The following is a 20,883-nucleotide window of genomic DNA, read 5'->3' on the forward strand; positions in this document are numbered from 1 at the left end:
GTTCTATAGCTAACATGAGGGGTTTGAACACAAATGAAAGAATAACTACAATGAAATCACCGAAAAGAATTATGCTGATGCTATCTTTTGCATTGTTGGGCTGGACAGCTTGGGCACAGACTCTGCCGATTTCCAGTGCTGAAATGACAAAAATTTATGAAGAAGTAAAGACACCTTACAAATACGGGCTCGTGTTGGTTCCGCAGCATAAAGGTGAACTGATGGACTGTCCAACCCTATACAAAGCCGGAAAATATTGGTATATGACCTATATTGTGTTTGATGGAAGTGGTTATGAGACCTGGCTGGCACGGAGCTCGGATCTCTTAAACTGGAAGACCTTGGGGAAACAGCTTGCTGTGGCACCCGATGGTAACTGGGATGCCAAGCAGCGAGCAGGATACAATGCTTTGGTTGATACAAAATGGGGTGGAACATATAAACTCAATACCTATGCTGGAAAATATTGGATGTCTTATTTCGGCGGTTCTACCGCAGGCTATGAGCCTGAACCATTATCTATCGGGATCGCTTACACCAATAAAAAGCCCATCAAACCCGTCCAGTGGAAACAGCTGCCTAATCCGGTTCTAAACAGCACAGATCCAGATGTTTCCTGGTGGGAAAATCGCCATAAGCTTTTTAAAAGCTACGTCATTGAGGATTCTGATAAAAATACGGGACATCGTTTCGTCATGTATTACAACGCTGTAGGCGATTCATTGGCGAATAATAAGGCAACGCGCTGGTATGAACGCATAGGGATGGCCGTATCTGACGATATGAAAACTTGGAAGCGCTTTCAAAAGGATCCAGTTGTTCATCATCCCATGGGCATCACGGGCGATCCCATGATCCAACGTATTCATGATACCTGGGTGATGTTCTATTTTGGTGCATTCTGGAAAGATCGTAAAGGGGCCTTTAACCGTTTTGCCGCTTCCAAAGACCTGATCCATTGGACAGATTGGGAGGGAGCCAACCTAATAGAATCAAGTGAAAGCTTTGATCAGCAATATGCCCACAAGTCTTTTGTGCTGAAAACGGAGGGTGTTGTTTATCATTTTTATTGTGCAGTGGACAGCAAAGGTAACCGCGGCATTGCCCTAGCGACCTCTAAGGATCTAGGTCAGAGTAACGTGCATTTTTAAGATTTTAATCCAGAAGCATGAATCGTCCTTGGTAAATGATCGACCATGCTGGGCTATTCCAACAGAGTTTTTAAAACGGAGGCAGCCTGTATGCCTCAACATTGATTAATGAATAAAGAAACAAGCACAATAACATCATTGATGGCAGTGGTAGCAGTGCTTATAAATCATCAGTTTAATATGAAGTTACATTATTTTATTTCTGTTCTCTTTCTATTGCAGCTACAACTTGTATCTGCTCAGGGACCTGCCAAAATCCGATTTAATGAAAACTGGCAATTTACCTTGCAGGATCAGCTGGGTTATCGCCTGCATGATATCGATCCCCAAGCTTGGAAACCGGTCGAACTACCTCATGATTGGAGTATCAAAGCTGATTTTGGCGCTGCTTATCCTGCTGGAAACGCCGGAGGAGCATTGCCTGGAGGAATTGGCTGGTACAGTAAGGAATTTAAGTTGCCGGCCGCAGATCAAGGCAAAAATATACAACTTTACTTTGGCGGAGTTTATCGCTATGCTGAAATATGGATCAATGGGGTTTATTTGGGGAAAAAGCCCAATGGTTACCTCTCTTTTACACTGGATCTGACTCCGCATCTTAAATTTGGAAACCAGCCCAACCGGATCGCTGTTCGTGTGGATAATAGCAAACAGCCGAACTCCAGGTGGTATTCAGGTTCCGGAATCTACCGTGATGTTTATCTGATCAAGACCGGTCCAGTACGCCTCGATGAACAGGAGACTTTTATCACCACGCCTGAAATCCATGGTGAACTGGGGCAGCTGAAAATACTTTCCAAATTGAATAAGCTATCACGTTCTAACGGAGTTGCAGGGAATAAATATCAAATTACGGTATGGGATCCCAATGGCAACCTGCTGTTGAAAAAAACAGGAGTGGAGAAAGATGGACAGATTGATGCATCCCTTCAAGTGGAAAGACCACAACGTTGGAGTCCCATTGCGCCGAATTTATATCGCGTGCAACTAACCCTTTTAGATAAAAATAATACAGTCGAAGATCAAATCGAAAAGCGAATCGGATTCCGGACAATTCGGTTTGATGCAAAAACAGGTTTTTACTTAAATGGCGAAGCTTTGAAGATTTATGGAGTCTGCATGCATCACGATTTGGGCGCTTTAGGGGCCGCTTTCAATAAGTCCGCTGCAAAAAGGCAGCTCGTCATGATGAAAGAAATGGGCGCCAATGCCATTCGCACTGCGCATAATCCACCGGCAGAAGAGTTACTCGATCTCTGTGACGAAATGGGAATTTTGGTTTATAATGAAGCCTTTGACATGTGGAAAAAGCGAAAAAATAAGTTCGACTACCACATTGACTTTCCTACGGAACACCTCAAGGATATTGAAGCATGGGTGCGTCGAGATCGCAATCATGCTTCGGTTATCCTATGGAGCATCGGAAATGAAATCCGAGAACAATTTGACTCAACGGGTATTGCCTTAACGCAAGAAATGGCCAAATTGGTAAAATCTTTGGATCCAACACGCCCCGTTACTGCCGCCTTGACCGAAAATAATTATGTAAAGAACTTTATCGCACAGGCAGAGGCTTTGGATGTACTGGGCTTCAACTACAAACATGAAGATTATGATAAATTACCTATAGAATTCAAAAATATACCGCTGTTGGCATCAGAAACTGTTTCTGCCTTACAGACTAGAGGAGTATACGACAAGTTGCAAGATACGATTCAGCTATGGCCAGCATCATCAAAAGACAAATATGTCGTCAATGGTAATCCCGATTTTACGGTTTCGGCCTATGATAATGTTGCTGCCTATTGGGGTACAAGCCATGAGAAAGCCTGGCTAGCGGTCAAGAACCGCCCTTTTTTGGCCGGAACATTTGTTTGGACAGGTTTCGATTATCTGGGCGAGCCAGTGCCTTACCCTTATCCTGCGCGAAGTTCATACTATGGCATTGTTGATCTTGCTGGTATTCCCAAAGATGTTTATTATATGTATCAGTCTGAATGGACCGACAAAGATGTCTTACATCTTTTGCCGCATTGGAATTGGGAAACCGGTGATACTGTGGACGTATGGGCTTATTATAACAAGGCTGATGCGGTCGAACTGTTTCTCAATGGTAAGAGTCTGGGAACTTCAGCCAAGACCGCAGATCGTTTGCACGCCAGCTGGAAGGTGCCTTTTGAAAAGGGGGAATTGAAAGTCGTTAAAAAACGGGATGGTAAAATTGTTCAGGAAACAAGTATGCGTACAGCGGGAGATGCTAATAGGGTAAAAGTCTCCTTAGAACATGAAAAATACGCCACAGGGGAATCCCGTGATCTATACTTTGTCACAGCAGAACTGGTGGATCAGGAAGGAAACTCCGTCTTGCTAAATGATCAGGAAATTGAGTTCATTGTAAAGGGGGATGCGAAAGTTCTGGGAACCGACAATGGATTTCAGGCCGATCTAAGGGGATTGCATCGTCCCAACAGAAAAACATTTAAAGGGAAAGCATTAGGAATTATTCAAAAAATAGCTGATACGCCTTGCACTGTAATAATCCGTTCGGCTTTGGGAGACCAACAAATTATGATCTAAGCACAGCTAGATATTTTTCACGAATGAACAGCTAAATAGACAGTAAAATAATAACCATATTGAACAAATTAAATCTAATAACTCAACTATGAACAAAAACAAGATTAATCTCGGAAAAATGACATTGGGGGCCACTGCTTCCGGTTCAAAGTATCCGATGTTAATGCTCTTTTGCAGCAGTTTTATACTCGGAAGTCCATTGATTTCCAATGCTGCGTTACATGCCACTACGATTTATAAAGTCACGGTAGATCAGGAAAAAGAAATAAAAGGTAGAGTTACGGATGAGCAGGGAAATCCTATTGTTGGCGCTACTGTAGCAGTGGTCAACTCGACGCAGTCTACCTCTTCCAACGCGACGGGAGAATTTACACTTAAAATAACAGGGGATAGTGGCACCATCAAAATCACTTCCATGGGCTATTCGGAAAATTTATTAACAGTAAGAGTTGGGAATAGTGCCAATGTTGTATTAAGAAAAGATGAACAAGCACTGGAGGAAGTCGTTGTCATCGGTTATGGAACGGCCAAACGTCGGGATCTAACCGGCGCCGTAGCTTCCGTTAAATCCGAAGAGATTATGATGACACCAACAGCCAATGTGATGGACGCCCTTCAGGGAAAGGTCTCCGGCCTAGATATCACTAAATCATCCGGACGTGCAGGAGCCAATGTCGGTGCGAGCCTACGGGGCAACAGGTCTTTCAGTGGTGATAATAATCCGCTCTATATTATTGATGGTATTCCAGGGGATTTTACGAGTCTAAATCCCAGCGATATCGAATCCATAGACATTCTGAAAGATGCCTCGTCGACGGCAATCTATGGTTCAGCAGGTTCAAATGGTGTAATTATTATTACGACAAAACAGGGCAAAGCCGGCAAAGCGATTGTGAATTTTGATTCCTATTTTGGCTATAATGGATTCCCCAAATATCCCCATGGATTGTTGGGAGACGATTATATGAAACTTAAAAGGGAAGCCTATCGGGGTGAGTATGGTAACTATCCGGAATTTGCCAATAATATTTTTAAAAATCCTGCACAGCTGGAGGCTTATGAAAATGGCAAATGGGTAGACTGGATGGACCTGGTTTTAAAAGATGGAATCCAGCAGAACTATAGCTTTTCAGTGAACGGGGGGAATGAAAAAACAAAAGCTTTTTTGTCGCTCAACTATAACGATGAAGAAGGCCTTATCAAAAATGATAATAGTAAAAAGTACGCAGTAAGAGCAAATATTGATCATAAACTCTCTGACCTGTTTAAAGTAGGTACGAATTTACAGTATACGTATAAGGATAATAACCAGGCTGCACAAAATGTATTCGGTAACAGTTTGACCTTTTTGCCTTTAGGTGATGCTTTTGATGCCGACGGTAATATCAATCATATTCCAGTGGACGGAGTCACCAACCCTTTATCCGATCAGATTAAGGATCAGTATAAAAATAATATCCTGAACAATTATTTTGCGGGCAATGCCTATCTTGATTTTACGCCGGTCAAAGGATTTTCCTTTCGTTCAATTTTTGGTGCGACGATTGGCTCTCAACGGACGGGAAGATATTTTGGCTCGCAGTCAATTGCAAATCCGGAGGCTGGATTCAAATTGCCTGCAGCTGTTATCATCAATGATCGAAATTACAACTACCGTTGGGAAAATATCCTGAATTATGAATTTAACCTACGTGAAGATCATCATTTTGCGCTTACAGGAGTCACATCATGGTCAAAAAACCAAGCAGAGCAGGCCTATGCGGGCGGATCGGGATTCGACCTCGACTCCTATTCTTTCCACAACCTGAGTGCGGCCACAACGTCTGTAATCCGCTCTTCTTATATAGGCTCACAATCAATGTCTTATGTTGGCCGGATCAACTATAACTACCAAGGACGTTACTTGCTATCCGTTTCCAGCCGTTGGGATGGTGTTTCTCGACTATCCGAAGGCAACAAATGGGATGTATTTCCAGCAGGAGCTTTTGCCTGGCGTGTGAGCGACGAGCAGTTCTTTGCGCCATTGAAAAGCAAAATATCGGAGTTAAAGCTACGCGCTGGTTATGGTATCACCGGTAATTCTGGTGGTGTAGGGGCTTACGGTACGCAAGCAGGGGGATATAATGCACCTAAACCGGTAGGTTTTGGTGAAAGTACGCTCGGCCCGGCCTTTATTCTGAATCAACAACTGGCGAATAGGGACCTGGGCTGGGAGAAGTCGTATACGACCAATATTGGTCTCGATGCACAATTTTTGAACCAACGAGCCAACCTGACCATTGATTGGTACAATACTGAAACGAAGGATCTACTCTTTCTGAGAGATATGCCAGCTTCATTGGGCGGCTCTTGGGGTGCCCCTTTCAAGATGTGGCAGAATATTGGTGCAACAAACAATAGGGGCTTTGAACTCGCATTAAATACAAAAAATATTCAGGGAGATAGTTTTATCTGGAATTCAACATTGACTTTTGCGGCGAATAAAGAACGTGTGACCTCACTACCGGGGGGAAAAGACCTGATTTCAAATAACCTATTTCTAAATCAGCCGATCAAAACGTTTTTTGATTATCAATACCTCGGTATCTGGCAGGAAAGTGAAGCGGAGCAGGCGGCCTTATTCAATTCCAAACCTGGTGATATCAAGTTAGCCACCGATGGTACCTTCGATGAGGAAGGTATGCATGCCTACGGAGCCAAAGATAAACGTATTCTTGGATCTGCGGTTCCGAAATGGACCGGTGGATTTCAGAATAACTTCAAGTATCAAAACTGGGACCTTTCGGTCTTTTTAACGGCAAGATGGGGACAGATGCTGTCCAATAACTTGATCACACGTTACGATCCGACAACAGGTGTCGGAAATAGTCCCGACGATATAGATTATTGGACACCAGAAAATCCAGGCGCTTATTTGCCAAGACCAGGATTACATTCCTCAACCAGTGGTTATATCGGGTTTGATGCGTTGAAATACGTGGATGGATCCTATTTCAAAATTCGAAATATCACCTTGGGCTATAGTTTGCCGAAGTCATTTATTAAGCGGCTTTCCATGGAACGTTTCCGTTTTTATGCAACCGCTAACAATCCGTTCATCTTTACGAAAAGCAACTTATTAAAGTATCAGGATCCCGAATCCAACGGTTCGGATAATTTTCCTTTGACCAAGCAGTTTGTTGTCGGATTGAATGTTACTTTTTAATGCCAATATGTTATGAAAATCAACTATTTTAATATACTGTTATGTGCTGGCCTTTTTCTAAATTCCTGTGGTCTTGATGAATATAATCCCTCAGGGGTCACTGTGGATAAAGTCGCAGAAAATAAGGCCGGTTTCGATAAACTAATCAATAGCTGTTATTTTGATTTGCCACGTTATTTCTACGGGCGAAACTTCTTACTTGTTACCGAAGGAGGAACAGATTTATGGACTTCCGATCTCAATTCAAATAACAACCAAAATTATTTAAAATATGCTTCCGGTGGCTCCATGTCCATAGACATGGCTAAGGATTACTGGAATGGTGCTTATGATGCCATCAATTACTGCAACATTGTCATCGGTAGGGTAGATCAGGTCAAAGATTTTTCTAGTGAGCAGGAAAAACTGGAAAAAGTTGCCCAAGCTTATTTTTTAAGAGGATTGTATTATTTCCATTTGGTCGAACAGTTTGGTCCTTGTCCGCTCAATCTCACGGAGACAACCACAGCCAATACTGCCGCCATACGTAAACCTGTGTTGGAAATTTATGAAAAATGTATCCTGCCCGATCTGAGATTTGCGGCAGAGCACTTGCCTGTAGGACCTACAGAAGCCGGGCGACCAAGTCAGAAAGCTGCATTGGGTCTATTGGCCAAGGTTTGTTTGCAGACAAAAGAATATAATACCAATCAGTACCTAGAGGAAGCATTGCAGACGGCAAAAAAATTGATTGATAATCAAGCGAGTTATAATGTGCGTTTGTATGCCTCCTTTATAGACAATTTTAATGCGGTAAATAATAAGAAAAACGCCGAAGCACTTTACCAGATTCCTTATTCTCAGGAGTATGGATCCACCAACGTATACGATCACAACAATGATTTTAAACGGTTCTATTGTACGCCGACAACATTTGGAGCGATACAGTCCGCTGGATTTCAAACCGAAATTGGCCGGTGGTCCGGAGGAACATTTATGCCGACTAAATACCTGCTTGATGTATTTAAAAATGATGATAATACCTTAGATCCAAGATATGCGATTTCTTTCCAGACGCAGTGGCTTTCCAATGCTGATTACAATTGGAGCAGGGATGCTATTGTGCAGTTCGATCGTGATGCAAATGCTGTTGCTGTAGGAACTAATCTCCCAAAAGGAACCTTAGCGCTCAAAGTTTCCCGTGAGGGTGAGACTGGTTATGCTGAAGAAAAAAAGATGCAATTTCAACAACATTACATTTGGCTTGACCTGGAAGATGTATATGGTGCTGATAACAAGGTGAAAATGAAGTATACAAGGACTAATCAGCAGCCTGGGCAGGTGGACAACCCGTTCATTGGTTTCTATCCATCCTTGGTGAAATTTAATTCAGGCTCGTTAATCAGTCCTAAGGCAAACAGCTTTACCAGCGATGCTTATGCTACTGTTATGCGTTTGGGAGAAGTATACCTCATTGCCGCCGAAGCCTCCTTTCACTTAAATGGTGCAAATGGAACAGCCGCTAACTACATCAATGTCTTACGCGACCGGGTAGGGGCCAAGCAGATTACTGCTGGAGATATCACTGCCCAGTTTATACTTGATGAGCGTGCTCGTGAACTGTGCGGCGAGTATACACGTTGGTATGACTTGAAACGCATGGGCAAATTGAACCGGTCTTATTTGATGGCGGTCAATCCTGATGTCGGACAATATTTTAAGGATGGTGTACACGGCCTTCGGCCAATTCCGCAAGGGCAGATGGACGCCATTAGTAACCCCGGTGAATTTCTTCAGAATAATGGCTATTAATAGTATTCTTATATGGTTATAAGCCAAGCAGAAACGAAATAGTATGATATTTTAAAATTATTTAAAGATGAAGCAGACAATTCTCATATGGGTTCTTATAGTTTTTTCGCTAGCTGCATTCTCAGCTCAGGGAGGAGAGATCTATGTGGGTAAACAAAGCAACAAGGAACAACGGGATGGCACCCGGGGAGCTCCATTTTCATGTTTGGAGGACGCCCTACGTGAGGCTAGGGAATGGCGACGATTAAACGATCCACGCATGCATCAGGGCATCACAATCTGGATTCAAGACGGACAGTATGTGCCTTCCCAAACAATTTTTATCCGCCCTGAAGACAGCGGAACAGCCGAAAGTCCGACATGGATAAAAGCGGTAGGCAATGAAGCCATATTTTCGGGTGGGATTCCTGTTACAGGCTGGCGGCGAGTAAAAAGTGAAAAGAGATTGGATCCTGCTATTGCTAAGCATATCGTGGTGGCAGATGCCCCTCAGGCCGGAGGAAAGTATTTCCCTTTCCGTCAATTGTGGGTTGGTTCACGTAAAGCAATCCGTGCGGAAAGTCACGATGATGCCCACTTGCCCCGGATCATCAATTGGGATTTCCAAAAACAAGCGGCCGTCATTCCGAACGTGTTACCGAAAAGGTTTGCCTATAAGGCCGGTATGGAGTTTTTCATCCATCAGTGGTGGGCAATAGCGCAGCTCCGGGTTCGTGAGGCGGTAGTCACAAAAGATAGTACCACACTATTTTTTCATGAACCGGAAGGTAAATTACAGAATGAACACCCTTGGCCTAAGCCTTGGTTGTCTAAGGAATATGGCAATTCGGCATTTCGTCTGGTCAATGCCCTTGAATTTTTGGATCAGCCGGGAGAATGGTTTTTGGATGAAGAAAACCATAAAGTATATTACTATAAAAGACCTGATGAAAACTTAAGCAAGTTAAATGTTGTAGCGCCTTATCTTGAAACGATCCTGAGGATGCAAGGGACTTTGGAATCACCTGTTTGTCATGTATATATCGAAGGGCTTCAATTTCAGCACAGCTCCTGGTTAAGGCCGCACTACTACGGACACGTTGCCTTACAGGCGGGAATGTATTTTTTGGACGCCTATAAACTGGCTAAACCAGGCACCAGGGATAAAGCGGGATTGGAAAATCAAGCTTGGCTGGGCCGGCCACAAGCGGCAGTCATGCTTAGCCATACGGCCTTTACCAATATTTCAGCTTGCCGGTTTTCCCATTTGGCAGCAACAGGCATTGACTATCGGCAGGGCAACCTGAAGGATAGCCTAATTGGAAATCTATTTCAGGAGCTCGGTGGATCGGGTGTACTGCTCGGTCAGTTTTCAGATGAGGAGGTTGAAGCACATCTGCCTTTTCAGCCCAGCGACGAGCGTATCTTGACAGATGGTGTTGTGGTCAGCAATAATCTAATCCAAGATATTGGGAATGAGGATTGGGGAACAGTAGGGATTGGCGCCGGTTTTGTCCGCAATGTAGCTATTACAAATAATGAATTGCTGGATCTTCCGTACACAGGCATTAGCTTGGGCTGGGGCTGGACACCGACAGTCAATACTATGCGTAATAATCGTGTTTTCAAAAATAAGATCACACGTTATGGCAAATACATGTATGATGTAGCCGGTATTTACACCTTATCGGCTCAGCCCGGAACAAAAATTCAGGAAAATTATATCGACAGTATCTATGTGTCGCCTTATGCGCATATTCCTGAACATTGGTTTTATCTCTATACCGATGAAGGCTCAGCCTATATGAATGTCAGCAACAACTGGTTCCCATCCAATAAAATATTGCGAAATGCCAATGGGCCGAGTGTTGAGTGGATAAAGAATGGATCCGAGGCGGATGCCAGGGTCAAAGAAGAAGCTGGCATAGGTCCAAGTTATGCCTATTTATTGTCTGAAAAACGATCAATACCTAAAAATGTAGCTTTCAATACATATATTCCTTTTATCAAACCTGTATTTTTCCAGATCCATGATGTAAAAAAGCAGCTTAAACTGACTGAAATCAAAGATTTTTTTGCTAAACAAGGAGCCGATAGCAGCCAGGTATATCGCTGGAAGGATTATATCTTGCTGATGACAGACGATGAAATCGGTAAGAAAATATCGAGTGCTTGGGTAGCCAATTATCCGGCAATTTCTTTTAAGTTGTTCAATGATCTATTTTATACGTTCGATCGGAGCAACTGTGGAGCCGAAAAAGTGAAAGACATCGATTTTGTGTTACTTACCGCACAACTGGTGGACGATAAATCGAAACAGGAGGCTTATTTCGAAGCCCATAAAAATCAAACTAAAGAATGGCCAGAAGTTGCAGCAGGGTTCTGTAAAGCCGGCTTTGACGAGGTATTGGTCTACCGCAATGGAAGACAGCTTATGTTATATATTTCTTTTCCAAAAGGCCAGGATTTTAAAACAATCGATCAGCTGACGATCAGGGACAATCCACGGGTTATGGAGTGGAACAAACTTATGGGGACCTATCAGGAAGGTATTCCCGGAACAGGAGTGAATGAAACATGGATTTTTTATAAACAATAAAATGGAACAGATACAACAGTTAAAATTAGGGATTTTAGGACTTGGCGAAGGGCGTAGCACGATATCTGCGGCACTACAAAGTCCATATATCGATTTGGTCAAGATCTGCGACCTGAACGAAGACCTAGGACGCAAACGCATGAAAGAATTTGATTTTCATGATTATACCAATGATTATCAAGTAATGCTTAATGATAAAAATATTGAAGCTATTGCAATTTATACGCCGGATCATCTTCACGCACAGCATATCCGATTGGCGCTGGCGCACGATAAACACGTGATCTGCACCAAGCCATTTATTGATAATCTGGCCGATGCCAATGGTTTATTGGAACTCGCAGCTCAGAAAAATAAGCGTGTATTTGTTGGGCAGAGCTCCCGTTTTTTTGAACCGGTGAAGAAACAAAGAGAAGATTTTGAAGCCGGACTGATCGGTGAGTTGATTACCATCGAAGGCTATTATCATGCTGATCACCGTTGGTTTCTGGAGAAGCCTTGGTCTTTACAGTCTTCCTTCAAATGGCTTTACGGTGGGCTGAGTCACCCGGTTGATTTTATCCGCTGGTATCTGCCGAATATTGAAGAGGTGATGGGATATGGCATGCTGAGCGCCAACGGAAAAAAAGGAGGGCTGCAAAATCCAGACACCATGCATTTTATTTTCAAAGCCGAAGATGGCCGTGTAGCCCGAGTAAGTGGTGCGTATACCGGGCCTGTGCAGCCTGTCACAAGGGATAGTGAAATGAGCTGCATTTTACGGGGAACCGAAGGTGCTAGTCAGGCGGATTATATGGATCTCCGGTATGCAATTACGGATAAAACGGGCGAAGAACGTATGCTGACATGGGAGCATAAACTAAAGCATTATTTCCGCTTCGAAGGAAAAAGCCATCATGCCGGTGAATATCAAAATTACCTGGAGCACTTCGCAAAAGCCATCCGTACTGGAGAGCAAGCCTCCCCGGATATGAAAGAGGGTATAGGTACTATAGCCTTATTGCAAGCCATGGATGAATCATTGACAACAGGAAAGCCTGTCCGTCCAAAGGAACTGCTGGAAAGATATGGTGTCGACTTGAACCTAGGAAGATGAATAGTATCTTAGACAAATTAACCATTTACGACTATTGCATCGTCGTAGTCTATTTGTTAGCATTACTGACGATCGGCCTCTTGTCATCCCGTAAAAAGGTAGAAGGGGCAGAACACTTCCTGGCCAGTAAATCCTTAAGCTGGTACAGTATTGGCTTCAATATGTGGGCGACTAACGTCGGACCATCCATGTTGCTGGCTTTTGCTACAGTAGGCTATACAACGGGCATCGTTGCAGTCAATTTTGACTGGTATGCTTTTATTTATCTTTTCCTCTTGGCGGTGGTGTTTGCGCCACGCTATATTGCTACCGGAGTACGCACCTTGCCTGAGTTTATGGGCAAGCGGTTCGGTTCAAATACGCAAACTATTTTGGCTTGGTATTCATTGTTAAAAATGCTTATTTCATGGTTGTCGTTGGGATTGTTTGCTGGCGGATTTTTAGTGCGGCAGATTTTAGGTATTCCAATGTGGCAATCGGTTACTGTTTTAGTCTCCCTTGCTGGTCTGTTTGCGTATACGGGTGGATTAAAGACAGTTGCTAAAATCAATATCTTTCAGATGATCTTGTTGATCGCCGTGTCGGCCTTTCTGACTTTTCTGGGACTTTCCAAAATCGGTGGCATAAGTTCTTTAATGCAACAGACTCCCGCCAATTATTGGTCGTTGATCAGACCGGCAAGTGATCCAGATTACCCCTGGTATGCGATTGCTCTAGGCTATCCGGTGGCAGCGATCGCTTTTTTCTGTACGGATCAAGCCATGGTACAATCAGTTTTGGGTGCAAAGAATCTCGAACAGGGGCAACTGGGAATTAATTTTATCGCTTGGCTCAAGATACTTTCCTTGCCGCTGTTTATCCTCACCGGTATCATCTGTTCGGTTTTATTTCCGGGACTTAAAGACCCATCACTCGCTTATATGACGATGGTGACCAACCTGTTTCCTACAGGTCTGAATGGATTGGTAATCGTGGTGTTAATTGCTGTATTGGTGGGCACCATTGGTTCGTCGCTTAATTCTTTGAGTACCGTTTTCACCATGGACATATATCTCAAGCATATCCGGCCAGATGCAACCAATAAGCAAATCACCCAGGTAGGACGTTATACGGTCATCATCGGCTGTCTAGCTTCAGTTTTCGTTGCCCTGGCAATTGATCAAATTAAAGGGCTCAATCTTTTCGATGTATTTCAGTCTATTCTCGGCTTTATTGCGCCACCTTTAGCTGTTGCTTTTCTGATGGCCGTGTTGTGGAAAAGAACCAATCGAGCAGCAATCAATACGATTTTGACTTTTGGTGCGGTACTGAGCCTAGGGACAGGTGTATGTTATCTCTGGATTTTCCCAAAAGATGTTTATTCCTTTTGGCCGCATTATCTAATGCTTTCCTTTAGTCTATTTATGCTGCTACTTATTATTGGAATAGGCTTAGCATACTGGGTACCCAAGTCGGTTTATGAAATGGAACATAGGGATATGTACGAAATCACTGTGGAGAAACCAAGTGGCCGCGTCAAGACTGCCTGGGCAATGTTATTTGTGGTTATGCTAGTATTATATATTTATTTTAAATAGCCTCTGTCAAGTTAATCCTAGATTGGATTCAATTTGTGATCTGCATTTTTTTAAACTTTCAACAATAGTTTCGGTGGGCATATTCTGCCCGATTTGACGTCGAACGAGCTTTGAAACCGTGAGGCAGGCGATGATGCCTGTTTCGCTGGTTCCGATGGGAACAGAAATATCGATGATGCCTTCCGCGTATGCGCTGGGCATCTCATAAAAGCCTTTGCGTTTGATATTGGCTAGGTCGCTATCAAATTGCTGACGTTCTGCTTTCTTCAAACTGCGGTAATAGGGATCGGCTTCTAAAATGGTCTTTCTTTTTTTAGCCTCAGAAAAACTTAAAAGGAGCTTCCCAGACGCGGTCTGGGACGTGTTGTAGAGGTTGCCCTCCTCAATCATGATGCTGATGGGCGACGAACCTCTCGCGTAAGCGATGACCATTACCTGATTGTCGTAAATAACACAAAGGTGACAGGGGTCTTTGATTTCGTTGGACGTATCTTGCATCGGTAGTAATGAAGTTGCCCGTAGTTTCTCTACAAAGGAATGCCGGTGCGAAAGATAGTATAGCTTCAGTGAAAGCGAATATTTAGATGAAATTGGATCACGATGAATGTACCCGTTGGACTCCAGTGATGCAAGCATGCGATAGATTTCATTGGGACTTCGATGCAAGCCTAAGGCGATCTCGGATTGGGATTGTGCTGTTGGTTGTAAGGCCAGAAATTCAAGGATTTGCAATCCTTTTTCGAGCGCTGGTGCTTTATATTTATCGGAGCTATTTGCTATCATAATATGTTTTTGCTTACAAATGATCGGGCTAAAGATAGAAAAAGTATTTATGAGTTTTTAGCTTCTCAAAAAAGCATGTTAAATTTTTATATTCAAATATTGTATTTATATTTGAATATTATAAACCGCTTTTCCTTTGGGAAAAAGCATTAGAAGGGAAAAGATTATAAACAATAATATCAATAATTAAAAACAGGACTGTTCCGCTTAGGCTATATTACCAGGCCTGAATAGCGAAAGGAAATAGGATAAAATGGCCGTGGCTCCAATGCTATATTTTGCCGTTTTAAAGGCGGTATAGGTAAATAGACCTTGATAATAAGATGATAGATACTGTTGTTCTGTTTTTCGACAAGACAACATAAAATAATAAATGAATACACAATGACAGAGAAAATCCAGTTAAAAGGGATTACCTGGGGGCATACCAGAGGCTTTGTGCCAATGGTCGCGACTGCGCAGCGTTATGAAGAATTATGTCCAGATGTTGAAATTGTTTGGACAAAACGGACTTTACAGGAATTTGCTGATAAGTCAGTGACAGATTTGGCAAAGGAATACGATCTATTGGTCATTGACCATCCATGGACGGGACATGCTGCCGCGAAGGGGATGCTCGCTGCATTTGATGATTATCTATCCGCAGATTTTCTGGCAGATCAGCGTGCTAATAGTGTTGGGAAGTCCCATGAAAGCTATAACTTTCTTGGAAAGCAATGGGCATTGGCTACGGATGCTGCAACACCGGTGGCTGCAAGTCGTCCGGATCTTTTACAGGCCTTGCAAGTGGCACTTCCACGTACATTTGAAGATGTTTTAGCGCTAGCAAAAACCGGAAAAGTCGGATTTTCGCTGTTGCCGATTGATTCCTTGATGCACTTTTACGGTCTTTGTTGTTCTTTGGGTGAAGAACCTTGCCAAGGTAACGAAAAAGTAATCAGCGACGCAGTTGGAATAAAGGTCTTAAAATTATTCAAATCACTTGCAGATGAACTGGATGCCGGATTTTATAATAAAAATCCATTTAAGGTGTTTGAAGAAATGACTCAGCGTGATGAAATTGCTTACTGTCCATTTGCCTATGGTTATTCGAATTACGCTCGGGCAGGTTATGCACGTAAGGTGTTGCATTTTCATGATTTAGTATCATTAAATGGTACGCCTATGATCAGCACACTTGGTGGTGCGGGGCTGGCAGTATCCTCACAGGGCAAGCATATTGATGTGGCCATGGATTATGCACGATTTGTCGCGACACCGGAAGTTCAGGAAACGTTATATGTCGAAAATGGCGGCCAGCCTGGACATTTACGTGCCTGGAAAAATGAGCAAGTAAATGCCGCTACGGCCAATTATTTTAGCAACACACTACCCGCATTAGATCGGGCTTATTTGCGTCCGCGTTATGATGGACATCTTTATTTTCAAGATCATGCTGGTGATATCGTGGTTGATTATCTAAGGGATGGCAGCGACGAAAAGGCAGTTTTGGACAAGATGAATGCGATGTATCGGAAATCATTAGTGGATAAAGAAGACCATGGATAATAAACCACTGGAAGGACTTTTGGTCCTAGAGTTTTCACAATTTATGGCTGGGCCAACTGCTGGCTTGCGTTTGGCGGATCTCGGTGCCCGAGTCGTCAAAATTGAACGTCCGGGGGCTGGCGAAGGGGGGCGGCAGATTGCGATTAAAAATATTTTTGTAGATGAGAGCAGCCTGGTCTTTCATACCATCAACAGAAATAAAGAATCGTATGCAGCCAATTTGAAAGATGAAAATGATCTGGAAAATATTAAAAAATTAATCCGCCAGGCCGATGTAATGACACATAACTTCCGTCCGGGGGTGATGGAAAAGATCGGTTTGGATTATGAGAGCGTACGGAAAGTCAATCCAAAAATGATCTATGCCACAGTAACGGGCTACGGTAATGAAGGTCCCTGGGCAAAAAAACCCGGGCAGGATTTACTTGTGCAGTCGCTGTCGGGACTTTCCTGGTTATCGGGCTGTGCGCAGGATGGGCCGGTTCCTTTTGGATTGGCCGTGGTGGATATGTACTGTGCCACACATCTGACACAAGGTATATTGGCGGCATTGTTGAAACGTGCCCGTACCCAACAGGGAGCTCTTGTTGAAGTCAGTTTGCTTGAATCTGTGTTGGATATGCAGTTTGAAATGCTGACCACACATGTCAACGATGGCCGCAAGCTGCCTCAGCGGTCGACGGTTAGAGGAGCTGGCCATGCTTATTTAAGTGCGCCTTATGGACTCTACAAAACCCTTGATGGCTATCTAGCCTTGGCCATGGGCAATGTAAGGCATATTGCAGAAACCATAGGCTTGTCTGGACAGTTCTATCAAGACGCTGCAACCTGGTTTTCACGACGTGATGAAATACTTCAAGAATTTGCTGCTGTATTGTGTCAAAAGACAACCTGCGAGTGGATATCCCGTTTGGAATCCGAAGGGATCTGGTGTGGTGCAGTCAACGATTATCATCGTTTTTTTGAGGAGCAGGGTTTTAAGGAGGCAGGAATGCTGCAGGAAGTCACTTTACAAGATGGCACCGCACTGACCACCACCCGTAGCGTGTACCAGATCGATGGAAAGCGTTTATATGCGGATAAACCTGCACCAAAAGTGGGCCAGCATACGGCATCTATTGTTCACGATTATTTAGAAAATTAATATGTTACCACTAGCAGGTTATACCGTAGTCGACTTTAGTCAATTTTTATCCGGCCCATTAGCAAGTTTACGGCTAGCTGACTTAGGCGCGCGGGTTATAAAAATAGAAAAACCAGAGACGGGTGATATTTGCAGGCAATTATATACCTCTGATACGATATTGAATGGTACTTCAACAGTGTTTCATGCCATTAATCGGAATAAAGAAAGTATGGTGTTGGATTTGAAAAGCGAATCCGACAAACAGATTATACGTGATTTAATCGCGCGGGCAGATGTGGTGTTGCACAATTTTCGTCCAGGTGTCATGGAACGTTTGGGCTTTGACTATGCAGGTGTCCGAGAGATCAATCCGACGGTGATTTATGGAGAGATCTCGGGATATGGAAAAGAAGGACCCTGGGTTAAGCGGCCTGGCCAGGATTTATTATTGCAATCGCTTACCGGGATGACTTGGTTGAGTGGCGATGCAAATAATGGTCCAGTGGCCATGGGACTTTCCGTTGTGGACATGTTTGCTGGATCCAATCTATGTAGTGCCGTATTGGCCTGCCTGTACCGTCGAGCGATGCAAGAGATAGGAGCGCATGTTCATGTCAGCATGTTAGATTCTGCTGTGGATATACAGTTTGAGGCCGTCACAACCTATTTTCGTGATGGCAAATTGTTGCCACAACGTAGCGAAGTGAGCAATGCACATGCATATTTGGCAGCACCTTATGGGGTGTATCGTACGCAGGATGGTTTTCTGGCCCTTGCGATGGGTTCCATTCCTTTTCTTAGTAATTTATTGAATTGTAAGGCGTTAGAAGGTTTTGCTGACGGAGAGCAAGCTTTTCAAGAAAGGGATACGATTAAGGCAATTTTAGCCGAACACCTAAGGACAGCACCCACCGGACATTGGCTTGAGATACTGGAAGCAGCGGATATCTGGTGCGCCGATGTCTTGGATTGGCGTCGTCTGACCGAACATAATGCTTTTAAAATATTAGACATGCTACAGCAAGTAACGATGGGCGACGGCTTCCGTTATGAGACCACCCGTTGTCCCATTCGCATCGATGGCGAGCGGTTGACCGCCACAAAAGGTTCGCCCAAACTTGGTGAGCACACAGTTAAAATATTGGAGGAACTGTATGGATAAGTTACGTTTTGCTGTCCGGAAATTTCAACCCTTTGAGCGTGCCATGGAGAAATGTTGGGCAGCTTATCAGGAGGTATATCCATCGGAGGTTGAGATGGAGTTTGTTCCGCTGGATTTAGAGGAATTGACAGCAGCTTTTTTTGAAAAGAAAGGCCTTAATAATGGCGATTGGGATATCATTCACATCAATACCGATTGGCTTGCACGTGCCTATGAAACCAACGGTTTGTCGGCACTGGATGGTATGATCGTACAAAATCCACCGGAAGACCTGAAGGGGGCTTGGTCAGAAAGCTTACAAGCTTTACAGCGTTTTGACGAGCAAATATTTGGCTTGCCTTTTCATGATGGTCCCGAATGCCTGGTTATTCGAAAAGATTTATTTGAAGATTCGCAAGAACAGATGCGTTTTCAGGCACGCTACGGAAAACCTTTGGCAATTCCAAAAACCTGGCCTGATTTTTTGACTGTTGCAGCATTTTTTACACGGCCGGAAGATAACTTGTACGGGACAGTGTTTGCTGGCTATCCGGATGGACATAATGCGGTATTTGATTTCTGTATTCAACTTTGGTCCCGCGGTGGAGATTTACAGCAAGGCGACGTACCTGTTAAGTTGGATCAGCCATTGGCTGTAGACGCATTGGATTTTTATCGTAGCTTATTTATAAAGGATAGCGGATTGCATCCCGAATCGGCCAATTATGAATCAGTGCAGGCTGGTGCTGCCTTTGCGCGGGGTGAAGTAGCTATGATGGTCAATTGGTTTGGTTTTGCATCCTGGGCACAGATTGATACCGCTTCGGCCGTAAAAGGTAAGGTGGATGTAGCAGCTATTCCTTCGGCAGAAGGCGGGATGTCCCCCTCATTAAATGTGTATTGGTTGTATGCAATTCCAGAAGGTAGTCGTCATAAGCAGTTGGCTTATGACTTTATACGTTTTGCAGTCGGACGCCAACAAGATAAGCTGCTCACCGTTGAAGGAGGAGTAGGTTGTCGTTACTCCACCTGGTATGATTCCGAAATCAATCGGATGATACCCTTTTATAATAAATTGGCGGAATTGCACGATACTGCACGCACATTACCGCGCTTGGCCAATTGGCCTCAGATTGCACATATCATCGATGATACTGTAATTGCTGCGATTAAGACCGATGAAAGTAGTGTTTCATTGTTAACAAAAGCACAGGAAAAAATAAATGCATGGTTATGATAGATATCCCTTATAAAGCGATTTTGCCCCAGACTGCTTTGCCGATTATTATTATAGGCGCAGGTGGTATAGTGAAAGATGCACACCTCCCGGCTTACCGTAAGGCAGGTTTTCATGTGCATGGTATTGTCAATCGTACAAAGGCGAAAGCAGAAGCACTGGCAGTAGAATTTGGCATTCCATATGTTTACGATACGGTGGAAGATGCTGTTGCACAGGCTCCTGAAAACGCGGTTTATGATGTAACCATTATGCCGAATAAATTTATCGAGACTTTGGAGGCCTTACCCAATGGTGCGGCTGTATTGATTCAGAAGCCTATGGGAGATTATTATACCGATAGTCAAGCGATATTGGAAGTCTGTCAACGTAAACGCTTGGTAGCTGCAATCAACTGTCAGCTTCGGCAGGCACCATTTGTAAACGCCGCACGTTGGTTGATCGAGCAAGGCTATATCGGTGAACTTTACGATATGGAAGTACGCGTATCGGTGCATACACCTTGGCAACTCTTTCCCCATGTCATGGTACATCCACGCTTGGAAATTCTGTATCACAGTGTCCATTATATCGATTTGATTCGCTCATTTTTAGGCAATCCACAGTCGGTGTATGCAAAAACATTAAAGCATCCGGCCAAAGCCCTATCATCCAGCAGGACGACCTTGCTATTTGACTACGGAGCCACACTACATGCTGTTGTAAATACCAATCATGACCACGAATTTGGACCAAAGCATGAAGAAAGCTATATCAAATGGGAAGGTACCAAGGGGGCTATCAAAGCGACAATGGGTTTGCTGATGGATTATCCGCATGGGGTATCTGATGTGTTTGAATATTGTATCAAGCCAACAGATGGCAGCCAACCAGAATGGGTGACCTACCCGATCGAGGGAACTTGGTTTCCCGATGCTTTTATCGGCAGCATGGGTAGCTTGATGCGTTTTAAACTGGGTGAAATAGCGGTATTACCGGCCGCGGTTGAAGATGTAATCCATACCATGGCCGTTGTAGAGGCTGCTTATCAAAGCAGTGCCCAAGGGGGGCAACCAATAGCACAAGGGTAAAGA

General features: G+C 43.7%; 13 protein-coding genes. 12 read left to right on the plus strand and 1 reads right to left on the minus strand.

Features of this window, described 5'->3' with window-relative positions:
• The first annotated feature begins 50 nt into the window (after positions 1-50).
• From HPC41_RS22100 to HPC41_RS22130, 7 genes are all read left to right on the plus strand, one after another.
• Positions 51-1,151 carry a glycoside hydrolase family protein gene (locus HPC41_RS22100; RefSeq protein ID WP_172396249.1) on the plus strand — a complete coding sequence of 367 codons (1,101 nt, stop codon included), beginning with the start codon at positions 51-53 and terminating at the stop codon, positions 1,149-1,151.
• Positions 1,152-1,259: 108 nt separating this feature from the next.
• Positions 1,260-3,728: a glycoside hydrolase family 2 TIM barrel-domain containing protein gene (locus HPC41_RS22105; RefSeq protein WP_172396250.1), complete on the plus strand. Its 2,469-nt coding sequence runs from the start codon at positions 1,260-1,262 to the stop codon at positions 3,726-3,728.
• An 88-nt stretch (positions 3,729-3,816) separates the two neighbouring features.
• On the plus strand, positions 3,817-6,933 hold the full coding sequence (locus tag HPC41_RS22110) for a SusC/RagA family TonB-linked outer membrane protein (RefSeq protein ID WP_246250948.1): 3,117 nt from the start codon (positions 3,817-3,819) through the stop codon (positions 6,931-6,933).
• Between the two features lie 12 nt (positions 6,934-6,945).
• Positions 6,946-8,724, plus strand: a complete 1,779-nt coding sequence (locus HPC41_RS22115; RefSeq protein ID WP_172396251.1) for a RagB/SusD family nutrient uptake outer membrane protein — start codon at positions 6,946-6,948, stop codon at positions 8,722-8,724.
• 67 nt (positions 8,725-8,791) lie between these two features.
• The gene (locus HPC41_RS22120; RefSeq protein ID WP_172396252.1) at positions 8,792-11,302 is read left to right on the plus strand and encodes an L-rhamnose mutarotase; all 2,511 of its coding nucleotides are present in this window, start codon (positions 8,792-8,794) and stop codon (positions 11,300-11,302) included.
• A gap of 1 nt (position 11,303) precedes the next feature.
• Entirely contained in the window at positions 11,304-12,398 is a 1,095-nt protein-coding gene (locus HPC41_RS22125; RefSeq protein ID WP_172396253.1) for a Gfo/Idh/MocA family protein, read from the plus strand.
• On the plus strand, positions 12,395-13,975 hold the full coding sequence (locus tag HPC41_RS22130; protein ID WP_172396254.1) for a sodium:solute symporter family transporter: 1,581 nt from the start codon (positions 12,395-12,397) through the stop codon (positions 13,973-13,975). Before HPC41_RS22125 ends, HPC41_RS22130 begins: the two co-directional genes overlap by 4 nt.
• Positions 13,976-13,981: 6 nt before the next feature.
• Here HPC41_RS22130 and HPC41_RS22135 read toward each other — a convergent pair whose 3' ends face one another.
• The gene (locus HPC41_RS22135; RefSeq protein ID WP_172396255.1) at positions 13,982-14,758 is read right to left on the minus strand and encodes an IclR family transcriptional regulator; all 777 of its coding nucleotides are present in this window, start codon (positions 14,756-14,758) and stop codon (positions 13,982-13,984) included.
• Between the two features lie 384 nt (positions 14,759-15,142).
• Between HPC41_RS22135 and HPC41_RS22140 the strand changes: the two genes are divergently transcribed.
• The 5 genes from HPC41_RS22140 to HPC41_RS22160 are packed head-to-tail and all read left to right on the plus strand — an operon-like array spanning position 15,143 to position 20,880.
• A complete protein-coding gene (locus tag HPC41_RS22140; protein WP_172396256.1) occupies positions 15,143-16,306 on the plus strand; it encodes an ABC transporter substrate-binding protein in 1,164 nt (387 codons plus the stop codon).
• Positions 16,299-17,450, plus strand: coding sequence for a CaiB/BaiF CoA transferase family protein (locus tag HPC41_RS22145; RefSeq protein WP_172396257.1), 1,152 nt, complete (start codon positions 16,299-16,301; stop codon positions 17,448-17,450). The genes HPC41_RS22140 and HPC41_RS22145 overlap by 8 nt, the downstream gene beginning before the upstream one ends.
• Before the next feature lies 1 nt (position 17,451).
• The gene (locus HPC41_RS22150) at positions 17,452-18,594 is read left to right on the plus strand and encodes a CaiB/BaiF CoA transferase family protein (RefSeq protein WP_172396258.1); all 1,143 of its coding nucleotides are present in this window, start codon (positions 17,452-17,454) and stop codon (positions 18,592-18,594) included.
• Positions 18,587-19,810, plus strand: coding sequence for an extracellular solute-binding protein (locus HPC41_RS22155; RefSeq protein WP_172396259.1), 1,224 nt, complete (start codon positions 18,587-18,589; stop codon positions 19,808-19,810). Before HPC41_RS22150 ends, HPC41_RS22155 begins: the two co-directional genes overlap by 8 nt.
• The gene (locus HPC41_RS22160) at positions 19,807-20,880 is read left to right on the plus strand and encodes a Gfo/Idh/MocA family protein (RefSeq protein WP_246250950.1); all 1,074 of its coding nucleotides are present in this window, start codon (positions 19,807-19,809) and stop codon (positions 20,878-20,880) included. Before HPC41_RS22155 ends, HPC41_RS22160 begins: the two co-directional genes overlap by 4 nt.
• Positions 20,881-20,883: the final 3 nt, after the last annotated feature.

It is taken from the genome of Sphingobacterium prati, from assembly GCF_013167215.1.
Lineage (GTDB): Bacteria > Bacteroidota > Bacteroidia > Sphingobacteriales > Sphingobacteriaceae > Sphingobacterium > Sphingobacterium prati.